The sequence below is a fragment of the Burkholderia paludis genome (genome assembly GCF_000732615.1).
Lineage (GTDB): Bacteria > Pseudomonadota > Gammaproteobacteria > Burkholderiales > Burkholderiaceae > Burkholderia > Burkholderia paludis.
In genome coordinates, this window is record NZ_JPGL01000089.1 from 1 (window position 1) to 13,805 (window position 13,805).

Annotated in this window: 4 protein-coding genes and 1 pseudogene; all 5 read left to right on the forward strand. The window is 55.9% G+C overall.

Annotated elements, in window-relative coordinates; all coding sequences use genetic code 11:
* Positions 1 to 157: 157 nt before the first annotated feature.
* The gene (locus GQ56_RS0136020) at positions 158 to 592 is read left to right on the forward strand and encodes a restriction endonuclease subunit S (protein WP_200878021.1); all 435 of its coding nucleotides are present in this window, start codon (positions 158 to 160) and stop codon (positions 590 to 592) included.
* Positions 579 to 3,575: a type I restriction endonuclease subunit R gene (locus GQ56_RS0136025; RefSeq protein WP_031403261.1), complete on the forward strand. Its 2,997-nt coding sequence runs from the start codon at positions 579 to 581 to the stop codon at positions 3,573 to 3,575. Before GQ56_RS0136020 ends, GQ56_RS0136025 begins: the two co-directional genes overlap by 14 nt.
* A gap of 111 nt (positions 3,576 to 3,686) precedes the next feature.
* Positions 3,687 to 7,205 (forward strand): STY4851/ECs_5259 family protein, encoded by a 3,519-nt coding sequence (locus GQ56_RS45125; protein ID WP_152601960.1) that lies wholly within the window; start codon positions 3,687 to 3,689, stop codon positions 7,203 to 7,205.
* Positions 7,206 to 7,212: 7 nt separating this feature from the next.
* The gene (locus tag GQ56_RS39745) at positions 7,213 to 13,464 is read left to right on the forward strand and encodes a DEAD/DEAH box helicase (protein ID WP_043301739.1); all 6,252 of its coding nucleotides are present in this window, start codon (positions 7,213 to 7,215) and stop codon (positions 13,462 to 13,464) included.
* A gap of 44 nt (positions 13,465 to 13,508) precedes the next feature.
* Positions 13,509 to 13,627 (forward strand): annotated as a pseudogene (locus GQ56_RS47400) (ATP-binding protein); the annotation flags it as partial.
* Positions 13,628 to 13,805 lie beyond the last annotated feature (178 nt).

The following is a 13,805-nucleotide window of genomic DNA, read 5'->3' on the forward strand; positions in this document are numbered from 1 at the left end:
CTATAGCCCTGGTCGAGCACCAGACACGCGGCTTGCTGTTTGAACTCCGGGGAAAACGTACGACGTCGCTTGGTCATTAGACACCTCTTCATGGCGAGCATTCTCGCCTAAATCAGTGTCCGGGTTCATTAGACCACTACAATGCGATGGCGTGTGCGTGAGCGAGTTCCTGGTGCTGCGGTCGCGCAAGGAACTCATCCTGCCTGCGTATCTTGAGCAGCTACTGCGCTGTAGGCGTGTCATTGACCTCATTAACAGCTCGACGGCGGGAGCGAAGATGCCGCGTGCCGATTGGACCTTTATCGGCAACGTGCGACTCCCGGTTCCTCGCAAAGATGAGCAGGAGGCAATCCTGTCGCACATCGAGATCGAAACGAAGGACTTGGGCGAAGCCATCGCTCGCGCCGAAGAAGAAATCAAACTGATCCGAGAATACCGCGACCGACAGATTACCGACGTTGTCACCGGACAAGTGGACGTGCGGGGCTGGGTTCCAGACCCGGACGACGTGACGGCCGAGGAGGATCTGGCGGCGCTGAATGGTGAGGAAGAAATCGATACTGACGGGGAGGAAGACGATGGCGACGACTGACACCAGCGAGAAGGGCTTGGAAGCCCTGATCGTCCGTGACCTCTGCACCAGCGGCGGCTACATACAGGGCCAGCCCACCGACTACAACCGCGACGTGGCGGTAGACGTGATGCAGTTGCTGGCGTTTCTGCAGGCCACGCAGCCCACGGTCGTCACTGCGCTTGAGCTGGCAAACGAGGGCATCAAGCGCACGCAGTTCCTGCACCGCATCCAGGGCGAGATCGCCAAGCGCGGTGTAGTCGATGTGCTCCGCAAGGGCGTCAACCACGGCCCGGCCCACGTCGACCTGTACAAGCTGCTGCCGACTCCGGGTAACGTTAGCGCTGGCGAGAACTTCGGCAAGAACATCTTCAGCGTCACCCGGCAGCTGCGCTACAGCAACGACGAGTCGCAGCGCTCGCTGGACATGGTGATCTTCATCAACGGTCTGCCGGTGCTGACCTTCGAGTTGAAGAACTCTCTGACAAAGCAGACCGTGGCCGACGCGATCACGCAGTACCAGACTGACCGCAACCCGAACGAGTTGCTGTTTCAGCTCGGGCGGTGCGTGGCTCACATGGCGGTGGACGATGCCGAGGTGCGGTTCTGTCCGCACCTCACCGGCAAGACCTCGTGGTTCCTGCCGTTCAACCAGGGCTGGAACAGCGGCGCGGGCAATCCCCCTAACCCTCATGGGTTGAAGACCGACTATTTGTGGAAGCAGGTGTTGCTGAAGGATTCGCTGGCGAACATCATCGAGAACTTCACGCAGGTGGTGGAGGAGGAAGACGAAAAGGGAAAGAAGCGGCGCAATCAAGTGTTCCCGCGCTTTCACCAGTTGCGTACCGTTCGCGCTCTGCTACGGCGCTCGCGCGAGGATGGGGTCGGCAAGCGCTATCTGATCCAGCATTCAGCGGGAAGCGGCAAGAGCAACACCATTGCGTGGCTGGCTCATCAGCTGGTGGAGCTCAAGACCGCCGCTGATGCGATGCTGGCCCAGTTCGATTCGGTCATCGTCATCACCGACCGGCGCGCGCTGGACACGCAGATCGCCCGCACTATCAAGAGCTACGACCATGTGGCGTCGATCTTCGGCCACTCCGAGGATGCGGCAGAGCTGCGCACCTTCCTGCGCAAGGGCAAGAAGATCATCGTGACGACGGTGCAGAAGTTCCCGTTCATCCTCGACGAACTGGGGGACCTTGGCAGCAGGAAGTTCGCGTTGTTGATCGATGAAGCGCATTCCAGTCAGGGCGGCAAGACCACGGCCAAGATGCACATGGCCTTGTCGGGGGCTCCGGGCGATGACGAGGGTGACGAAGAGTCCGTCGAGGATGCAGTCAACAAGCTGATCGAGTCGCGCAAGATGCTGCCGAACGCCAGCTACTTCGCCTTCACCGCGACCCCGAAAAACCGGACGCTGGAGTTATTCGGCGAGCGCTACTTGGAGGGTGGCGAAGCGCGCTTTCGCTCGCCGGAGGAGCTGACCTATACCACCAAGCAGGCGATCCAGGAGGGCTTCATTCTCGACGTGATCGAGAACTACACGTCGGTGAACAGCTTCTATCACGTTGCCAAGACAGTCGAGGACGATCCCGACTTCGAAAAGGTCAAGGCACTGAAAAAGATTCGCCACTACGTCGAATCGCACGACAAGGCCATCCGCAAGAAGGCCGAGATCATGGTCGATCACTTCGTGGCGCAGGTGGCGGGCAAGCAAAAGATCGGTGGCAAGGCGCGGGCGATGATCGTCTGCAACGGGATCGCACGGGCCATCGACTACTACCGTGAGGTGTCGGACTACCTCGCCACAATCAAGAGCCCGTTCAAGGCCATCGTGGCGTACTCAGGTGACTTCGAAGTTAGCGGGGTAAAGAAGACTGAGGCCGACCTCAATGATTTCCCGAGCAAAGATATCCCGTCCAAGCTCAAGCAAGACCCGTATCGGTTCCTGATCGTCGCTAACAAGTTCGTCACCGGCTTTGACGAGCCGCTGCTGCACACGATGTACGTGGATAAACCATTGGCGGGCGTGCTGGCGGTGCAAACGCTCTCGAGGCTAAACCGCGCACATCCGCAGAAGCGCGACACCTTCGTGCTCGACTTTGCCGATAACGCTGAGGCGGTGAAGGTGGCATTCCAGGACTACTACCGCGCCACGATCCAGACCGGAGAAACAGACCCCAACAAACTGCACGACCTGAAGAACGATCTCGATGCGAAGCAGGTGTACAGCTGGCAGCAGGTCGAGGACTTGGTCGCGCTTTACGTAACCGGCGCAGACCGGGACAAGCTCGACCCGATTCTCGACGCCTGCGTCGCCGAGTACATCGACAACCTGAGTGAAGACGACCAGGTTGAGTTCAAGGGTAAGGCCAAGGCATTTGTGCGCAGCTACGGTTTCCTCGCGGCCATCCTGACTTACGGTCACCCAGCCTGGGAAAAGCTCGCGATCTTCCTGAACTTCCTGATCCCGAAGCTCCCCGCCCCGAAGGAAGAAGACCTCTCGAAGGGAGTGTTGGAGGCCATAGACATGGACAGCTATCGGGTGGAAGCGCAAGCTTCGCTGAAGATGTCTATGGACGATGCGGATGCCTTCATCGAACCGCCCCCGCCGGGCAGTGGTAGCGGGAGCGGCATGCCCGATATCGACAAGCTGTCGAACATCATCAAGGCCTTCAACGACATGTTCGGCAACATCGAGTGGAAGGACGGTGACAAGATTCGCAAGGTCATCACCGAGGACATTCCGGCCCGCGTGGCGCAAGACAAGGCTTACCAGAACGCACAGGCCAACTCTGACAAGCAGAACGCGAAGCTGGAGCACGACAAGGCGCTGAATCGGGTGGTCCTGGAACTGATCTCTGACCACACGGAGCTGTTCAAACAGTTCAGTGACAACCCCAGCTTCAAGCGCTGGCTGACGGACATGGTTTTCGACTCGACGTATCACCCGGGCGCGGTGCCGCCGAAAGCACCGCCGCAGACGGGGGCGTCGGTGTGAGGGTGGAAAGATGGGAGGAGACGCAATGATGGGGACAACCTCGGCCGACCAGGTCAAGGCTTCCGCACCTCGCAGAGAGGCAGAGCGACTGGAAGAAGACGTCCTCTACCCGTGTGTGCCTCCGCCCGTCTATTCAGGGCATTGATGGTATTGGTGCGGATAGGCACGCAAGGTGAAAAACTTCGAATCAAATTCGATTTCAATGCACAATTAAGAAAGAAATCTGACAGGACAAAGCGAGGACGGGGGATGAAGGTTCATCAGATAACGGCATTCACTGACTGGAAGAGGAGTCTGCTTACAAGTCGACAACTTGCACGACCGGATCGACGCCACTTATACCAATATCGTCTCTCGAAGGAAGAGTATTCTGATCTTCACACACTGCTTTGTACCTGGTGTGAAAAGTTATCCTCTCTATCATTCACGCAAATCCGGCGAATTCCGGGATTCGCTTGCCTATTTGTTCTATACGCTTCTGAGTGGTGGCGGCGTGAGTACAACGGATCCCATTGGACGTGGGACCCCATCCTCCAAAGCATCGATCCGAACGCAGACCCATGGCTGCCACAAGAACGTAGCGAATGCGTCAACGCAGGATTTCAAGACTGGGGGGTAACCAGTCAGATCAATGGGGGGCTGCGCTATTTGGGTGCAGTCGCGATCGAAGGCGGCCTTCCCATGCGGTTACTTGCAGAAGCTCGTGGCAAGATTGGACAGCTGCTCGGGCAAGTTCTCCGTCTCGCAGGCGATACACGAGTGACTCCCCAGGAGTTGTTGACCTGGGTAAATAGCTTGAAAAAAAATCTGCCTAAAAGCTATCGCCATGAAATCGTCTATACGCTGCTTGCCGATGTTGCATGGATCGTCCTTTGCCTAAAGGACGAAGCAAAACTCACTTCCAGTCAGAATGCGCTCTCGAAGCTCGATCAAAAAATCACCGGGTGGCGTGAGCGTTTCCCGCTACCCATTGACGACGCACATTCCCAAGGCCTGATCGAACAACTGATTCGGGATGCCGCAGATATTCGCACGGAGAAGCACACCTTCTGCTTCCCTGTTGAGCGCGAACTTGTCATAGACAGCGATGCCAATTGGTCCCTTCGCTCCGTCATACACGTCCCCGAAACCATTCTGGTTACTCAACTTGCCAAGCTTCTGGGCGAAACACCGGAGAGTATGCCAAGGGCTGGCGAGCTGTCACTCACGGCCGAGGGGAAACGGACGACGACAACCATACGCCTCCTAGCGGGGCAAGAGCGCTACCATATAGAGCGCTCCCCTTGGGGGTATATCGGAAGCACGGCGGCGAGCGAACATCTTCTGCATCTGCAAGCACCGGATGGGCGCCTTTGGAGCAACGTCGCTCCGAAGGGCGGTCTGCTGGATAACGAATTGCCCTGGGTGTTTTTTGCCGACGAGATCGATTCACACCGCTTTTTGCGACAAGGCAGTGGCAGCATCACTGCGAACGAGGGGCTCGTTGCATTGCCTTCAGGCTGGAGTATTCGCGCACTCAATGATGCAACGGTGACCGATTGCGGCCAACTCAATGTTGACGACCGTCGCATCGTACGCATCCGTGGCACAGTGGAAGCCCGCTGCGGGGAAGAATTTATCTGTCGGATACGGACAGGGCAAGCAGGTGTGTCAGGAGATAGTTACGAGTGGCGAGGTCAACGAGAATGGTTAGATTTTCAGAGTCCATCCGTTGCATTCAAGGGACTACCCAAGCTTTACCATATCAATCCTGACGGCAACATCCAAAAAGCGGAGGGCGAGATTGGATGGAGCATGGCGTCCAATATAGAACATGCCAAATTGCAACCCATTGGCCCCGTCACAGTCCGGTACCCTGCCAATGGTGAGATTAAGCAACGAGCACGTATCGTTGTGCTTCCTGTGGAGGCGCGAATCGCAATGCGCAGCCACAGCCCAACCGCTGGCGAAGTGAGACTACATGGTTGGGGGGCGCTCAATGCACGCGTAATGACTGATTTCGTGCAGTATGAGACTCGGCGAGAGCCTGGCACCTTAATCGTATCGATTCACACACCTCAAGGTCAGCGAGCACCGGAGCGCGTGCAACTGGAGGTGCGTTGGCCAAATACAACGACAGCCGCTCGCTTCACCATACCTTTTCCCGGCCAAGGAACACGTGCATTTGACGGTCAGGGCAATGAGCTACGGTCAGGCAGCATGCTCAGCTCCGCTCAGTTGGCCGGTGTGCGAATGCTCGTCAATAATGCAGGCAGCAACACGCGCATGCAGCTGGAGATTAAATCGAGGGATCTGAAGCAAGCGCGCCACGTCGAATTACGGGCACTGCCTGGTGCGATGTCTCTGGAAGTGCGACTCCAAGACTATGCAACGGATATTCAGCACCAACTCTCTACTGATGATGGTCCAGATGCACGAGCGTGGGTGGAGTTACGCGTAAGCGGCTGCGACGCTTACCGACTTGAGATTACCCGCTACGCAGCCAAGCTTGAAAAGAATGGTCCGTACATTGGGCTAAACGCGCACGCAAATGCGAAGCTCCTGCCGGAGCAGATCGATTCACTACCGGTCATGGCACTTCGACTTGAGCAACCCGGTGAAGAAGCCCTTCGCCTAAATCCAGCCATATCACAAGACGTCCCGACAGGGATGTGGGAGTTTTCTCCGGAAAACCGTGAGCCAGGATCGTGGCTTATTTACCCTGGTCCGAATGCGATCCTCCCGTTCCGCCCGACGCTGTGGTTTATCCCCGGAGATTTGACGTCAAACAGCGAATTGGCGCATGCAATCAATATTGGGGATGATGAGGCACGTACGATTTCGCTGGATCGCATCATTGGTGAGATGGGGATCGATTATCTCCACCATGGATGGAACGAGATCGAGCAGCTCGTAAGCCAAATCGGCCATCTTTCGCTGGCCGCACTGGATTTGTGGCGTCGATTCGCGAAATCACCAACGGGAATGGCGGCCCTTGCGATGCGCTTAAGCCAGTTCCCCGCTAATTTTCTCGTTCGATTTGATCAAGAGCTTTCCTTTGCTTGGGAAGCCATCCCATTCTCAGCGTGGCGGAAAGCGATCGGCAACCTCAAAGCTCAGTGCTACGAGGTATATGGCGATGAAATCGGAAAAGTCATCTTCCAAACTCACCACTTAAACCGAGTTCAGCAGATTACTGCATTCCACGGTGCGTTGACGTTTATGCTTGGAATGGCAAGCGCTGACTTCCTTCCCGAAAGCAAAATGCAATCCCGAGCACTATCAAGTCTAGGCATGCTAGCTCAACAGAATTTGTTTGGCGGCGAGGGAAGTTCTGTCATGGCGTTGCGCAGAATTCACGCTAACGATACTTGGCCGACTGGACTCGGCAGAATCATTGGTGAAGCGAAGAGGGATCTGACTATTGCTGCGTTGCTCTATCCAGAAAATGCTGATTTTGCAACGACTGCGATCAATGCGCCATTGCTCGTGGCTACGCAGGCCGCAACGGACCAATCAGATTCGTGGTTTAGCGATCCAAAATCCATTCATGAGTTGCGAGCAGCGCGTGCCTTTGATCCTCAGTGGTTCGACGACGCATATAACCAGACCTTCGCCCGGTGTATCGCTAACGGACTACTGCATAACTGACTAGAACATGACTCCCTATTTCTCAGAGCTGTTCCCCGTATTGGCAGAACGTGCCAAGCTGTCCGCGACCAGCCGACTCGGATTCGCTAACGCACCGTTGCAACGGCACCTTTCGGATGTATTCGGTCGTCCGTATGGCGAACCTGGTGCATTTCTGGCCGACCCCACGTTCGAAGCTGTCTTCGGTTGGCATAGTGCCGACGCGACAATGAGCGATCTTGCCGGCTCATTGCTCACGCACGACCTGATTCGGGCGATGGATGCCCCCCCAGCTGAGCTTGCAGGTGAATACCGATTTGCCAGCTCACAGTGTCCCTACACTCATCAGTTAGCTGCTTGGAAAGTGCTGACGCGCGAGACACCACAATCACTGGTGGTTGCCAGTGGCACTGGTTCAGGCAAAACGGAATGCTTTATGGTGCCGATCTTGGACCGCCTTTGCCGACTGCGTGCTCAGCAACAAAGCAAACTGATTGGTGTGCGCGCTCTTTTTCTCTACCCGCTTAACGCACTCATTAATAGTCAGCGTGAACGATTGCGGGCTTGGACCGATGCATTCGGGGAAGACGTGCGGTTCAGTCTCTACAACGGCACGACCCCTGAAAAGCTACCAGAGCGAAACCGGCAGGGGGCCAAAAATGAGGTGGCCGATCGAGAAACGCTGCGTGCGTCACCGCCGCCGATCCTTGTGACCAATTCCACTATGTTGGAATACATGCTGGTGCGTACGGCGGATGCGCCAATCTTAGCTCAATCGCAAGGGAAGCTGGAGTGGGTCGTGCTGGATGAGGCCCACACGTATGTGGGTTCTCAAGCGGCTGAGGCCTCGCTGCTCATTCGGCGCGTGCTGCACGGGTTTGGTGTCACCTCCGACCAAGTCCGATTTGTCGCGACGTCAGCCACGATCGGTGACCCAGAGGGTGAAGCAGGCAAAAAACTTAAGCAATTTCTAGCGGATGTAGCAGGCGTATCGCCGGACCGTGTCCATCTCGTTGCCGGGAAGCGAAGAATACCATCCATGGTAGGACAACAGTCACATGGCGCGATGGCATTGGATAATCTGGTCAACATTGATTCCGGCCAAGAAAAATCATCTCACCGGTATGAGGCGCTCACGGGAGAAATCACAGCCCGAAAGCTGCGCGACTTATTTGTAGGTGACCCAGAGCGCCAACCTGTTCAACGACTGTCAGACGTTTGTGCGGCTCTGTTCGAAAAGAGAAATAATTATTCTGTCGCACAACAGCACGAAGCATTGCGTTGGCTCGATTTACTCAGCGGCACGCGAGATAGCGACGGCGAGGTTTTCTTGCCATTACGTGCGCACGGATTTCATCAAACGCTCTCAGGGCTGTGGGCGTGTGCCGATGCCGCCTGTTCGCACAAGGTGAACACTCATCTTAGCGATGCCAACTGGCCTTTCGGTCAGGTGTATCTGGATCCAAGAAAGCACTGCGATTGTGGGAGTCCGGTATATGAAGTTATTTCATGTGGGGACTGTGGAACCGTTCATTTGTTAGCGGGCGCTCATCGTGGTGTCTTGACCCATCTACAACCTCAAGCCGCACTGGACGAATTTGAGCTGGAAGTCGAATCGAATGAGCGCGCGGAGGCAGATGACGGAGATGACGAAGATCACGATGAGGAGCCGCCCTCGAGCAAACAGAGCAAGGTCCTAATTGTTAATCGACCACTGCAACACGTCGGTCCATTGGATATCGATCGAACGTCTCGTCAGATTACAGAACCCTCCGGCGATGCCTTGCGCGTGCTCGCTCACGAAGATGGTGGGGAAGGTTTAATGTGCCCTGTCTGTAGTGGCACGGAATCGGCCAAAGAACGACTATTCCAATCCAGTCGGCTCGGTGCTCCATTCTTGCTTGGCGGAATTCTCCCGACCTTGCTCGAATTCGCGCCGGACGGCGACAAGCCGGCCGATCATCCGTGTCGTGGTCGACGGCTGCTAACCTTCAATGACAGCCGTCAGGGAACAGCGCGGATTGCCGCGAAGCTACAGCAGGATGCTGAACGCAATCGCGTGCGCGGATTGGTGTATCACCTTGCGCTCCAATATGGGCGTGGCCAAGCCAGTGCGCTAACTGAAGGGCTTAAAAGCGATATCCGCGCGCTAGAAGCGGCTCAAGCCATTACTCCTATTCCAGCGCTGGATCAAATGCTGGCTGGGAAAAAGGCTGAGTTAGCTAAACTCACTCGTCCCGCCCCTATCCCGTTCAACGACTTGGCGCAGCAACTCGCAAATCAGGGGCGGGATTTCGACGACATGCTGACCCACTACCGACGCCTTTCACCCGGCACATTCGGCGACAGCAGTGGCCCGGTGGAGCTCGCCCGGATGTTCCTCGTTCGAGAGTTTGGTCGTCGACCAAAACGACTCAACAACCTGGAAAGTATGGGACTTGTCGCGGTGCAATATCCGGCCTTAGAAACTCTGTCTCAGGGTATACCTTCTGCAGTGCGCGACGTCGGGCTCGATTACGCGGCATGGAAAGATTTTCTCAAGATCTGCCTTGATTTCTACATTCGCGGAGGTGGCTCTTTGGCCATTACACCGTCTTGGCGTAATTGGCTTGGCATACCGTTCCCTCAAACTCAGCTCGTTTCCAGAGATGAGCAGGAGACTGGTCGTACTCAACGCCGGTGGCCGCGAGCTAAACGTAGTGGCATGCAAAGTATCCTAGTTCGGATTCTGGCCTATGCCATTAAGGCCGATATCACCAGCGCCTATGGCGAAGACCGCGTTGATGCTGTGCTACTCGCAGCCTGGGAAACACTTGGATCGCTTGGTCTACTGACACAAAGCGGGAATGGTCGCGTCCTTGCTTTGACATCTATTGCTTTTTCGCCCATGGCTGAAGCATGGGTATGCCCAGTCACCCGACGTTTTCTTGACACGACGCTGCGAGGGATAAGTCCATATCTCCCCAAGCAGGCAACAGATGAAACCACTCTGTGCCAAAAAGTGGCAATCCCGCTATATGACGAACCTTTTGGCAATGTTACCGACGATTTAGAGCGTATCCGGCGTGGTCGCGAGTGGTTGGCGGACCAAAGTGACATCACCTTGCTACGAACCCAAAGTCTCTGGTCAGACCTTAATGATCGCGTGATCGAACTCGCGCCGTATTTCACGACCGCCGAACACTCGGCCCAGCAGGACTCCCAAACGCTCGACCGTTACGAAAAACTCTTTAAAGCAGGTGATTTGAACTTGTTGTCGTGTTCTACCACCATGGAGATGGGCATCGACATTGGCGGTATCAGCGAAGTAGCTATGAATAACGTGCCACCACACCCCGCCAACTATCTGCAGCGGGCGGGCCGCGCTGGCCGACGCAAAGAAGCGCGCTCCCTTGCGATGACGTTATGCAAGGCCAATCCGCATGACCAGTCCGTCTTCTCGAAAACGCGCTGGGCGTTCGATACGCCGTTGCCCGCGCCGCGTGTCTCACTCGATAGCGCAGCGATTGTGCAGCGCCATGTTCACTCGCTCCTGTTGTCTCGTTTCCTGGTCGACGCACTGGTAGGCAGCGGACAGGAACAGACGAAGCTGGCGTGTGGTCCGTTCTTTATCGGGAAAGGCTCCTTGGCCGACCGTTTTGTCGCATGGTGCTGCGGAAAGCCCCATCTCCAATCCACCCAGCTCGAGTCCGGACTCCAGCAGCTTCTGCGAAATAGCATCTTTGAAGGTTTGGATCTCGCTCGCGTGCTGGACAAGGCCGCGGATGAGATGAGTGAAGTCACGAACAGTTGGCGAATCGAGTGGGAAAACCTCGAACGAGAGGCCAATGAAATTCGAAAAGGGGGGGAGAGCTCACCGGCATTCCGTGCCGTCGAGCTGCATCAGAAGCGGCTTAGAGATGAATATCTGTTAAGAGAACTTGCGACCCGGGGCTTTCTTCCGGGTTATGGCTTTCCTACGCACATTGCATCGTTCGATAACCTCACCTATGGCCGGATGTCGCGTCAGAAGGCAACTGACTCCTCCCGTGACGACAATCGATATAGGCGTCGCGAGCTGGCCAGCAGAGACTTGATGACAGCGCTGCGAGAGTATGCACCGGGATCGGAGGTCGTGATGGATGGTTTGGTCTATCGATCGGCCGGTGTCACGCTCAATTGGCATATTCCAGCAGATCAACAAAACGCGCGGGAAATTCAAGATATTCGTCATGCTTGGCGTTGTCAGCATTGCGGTGCGAGTGGATCCACTCATAGCCTCGAAGCGGCCAGGCGCTGTGATGCGTGTGGTCAGGACATTGAGACGAACAACATACGCGAGTTCCTCGAACCCGCCGGTTTTGCTGTCGACTTTTATCGCGAACCTGGCAACGACGTTTCGACGCAACATTTTGTCCCGGTTGAACCGCCGTGGATTAACGCACGAGATCCCTGGAATCCGCTACCGAACCCGGAACTGGGACAGTTCCGTTCATCCGTCAAAGGGCACGTATTCCACCAGTCACGAGGCATCAATGGGACGGGTTATGCCCTCTGTCTTGAATGCGGCCGAGCAGAGCCGATGCAAGGTAGCGGAGCTATGCCAGCCATCTTCGAGAGGCCGCACACCAAGCTGCGTCGTGCGAAGGAAGATGATTTATTCTGCAAGGGCAGTGACAGTCCTTGGAAGATCAAATATGGCATCACGTTGGGGCATGAGGCCTGGACCGATGTGTTGGAAATTCAGCTCAAGTCGGAAGATGGCATCTGGCTGAATGACTCAACCGTCGCGCTCACGCTTGCCGTGGCGTTGCGCGACTCCATGGCAGAAGCACTCGGCGTCCAGGCAACTGAGCTTGGCTGCGATATCAAACCGTCAAAGCCTGCCGCAGGGCAGAGATGTCAATCGATCCTGATCTTCGATCGATATGCCGCAGGATACGCATCGAGCGCAGAACGCTATCTGGGCACAGTGCTTTTCCAGAAAGCTCGGGAGCGGCTAAATTGCCTAGCCAATTGTGATAGCGCTTGTCCGCACTGCGTGTTGGATTTTGATCAACGCTTTGCTGCTGAAAACTTGAACCGCCGCGCAGCGCTTGAGTTTCTCAGTGAGAACTGGCTCGCAGGTCTTCATCTGCCTGAGCAATATGCATTCTTCGGTTCAGATTCGCGGCCGGAATATTTGCCACTCACAGAGGCAATTTGGATGGCTGTTAGACGCAATGGGACCGGCGGCGTACGGCTGTTCACCGGGGGAGCGAATGAGGCCTGGGATATCGCACCTTCGCCTCTTAGAGATTTCGCATATCGACTGGCAGGCCATGAAATTCCGGTGGAAATCGTCATTCCCGATCAGGCAATGTCTCACCTGGACGAGTCGGACCGATTCCTGCTGGCTAGTCTCTCGGACCACTCCAGAATCTCCATCCGAACAATTAAAGCCGCTCAACGATGTGGCGCTGGCTGGCTCGTGGCCGAAACGATCGAAGGTGCAACCATTCGATGGGGAATTGACTACGAAAACGCGATCGCATTTGGTCCAGCGTGGGGCACCAGCAAGGGATTATTGATTCGCTCAGAAACGGGTGAACCGGTAACGATAACGACCGCCCCACTTACTGCCGCCATTATCCGGCCAAAGCAACTGGATGCTGGCGATCGTGAGGTCGAGATCCACCATGAATTGGATGGGCCACTCCAAGGATTTGGCAAACGCCTTTGGAAGCAGATCGCAGAGCATCACCCTGCGACACAGCTTCTCCTTGATGATGAAGACGACGACCTCGTGTCGCTCACGTATCGTGATCGCTATCTGTTTACTCCGCTGTCTGTCGCGGTACTGGCAGAACTAGTAGGAGGTTTGCGTGAATGGATAGGTCAAGCACGTTGGGCGAGTGAACCGTTCCGAGTGGTGACCACAAATCGTCGGGCCACCGGCGAAAACACCGCAAAAAATACAGTTTGGTCGGACTGGCCGGAAATGGAGACGCGGAATGCGGTGCTGAAATCCACGCTCAACTACATCGGGGTGGATACCATCCCTGTGCTAGCCGATAACTCTTCGACTGGGCACGGTCGACTGCTTGAGAGTGGATGGTCGTCAGGGAAGAAATTGACCTTGCGTCTGGACCAAGGCGTGTCGTACTGGCGCGCAGCTCATTCGACTAACCCGCATGCACGCTACTTCGATTTCGGACCAGGAGCCTCTGACGCGAAGGGCAAGCAGTTGGCTGAACTGGCTATCTCACTAGAGGGCGCTCAGTTACCGACCCAACTCTTCGTGAAGGTTCGCAACGCTTAGAGCGAAATCTCTGATGCCTCAGGCCCGATGAAAGACATCGCTTGGGGCAGCAGGCGTGCCGTCAGAGCTTATCGGTGTTCTACGTGCGCGTCGCGAGCTGCTCGAGGAACTCGAGATCGCACACGGTGACGGCAGCTTCCCGCACCGGCTCGCGCAACGAGCTGCTTGAAGTGCGCGATGATCGTTGCGTGATTGAGCCGACGGAAAATGGACCCACTTGGGGGCAAAATTCAATCGGCGCGGACAGTCCATTGATTCTTGTTCGACTAGTGGGGAATGATAGTGCTTTTGATTCTGGCGGTCTGCCGACTGCGAGATGCTACGTAACTGATAAGAATAGG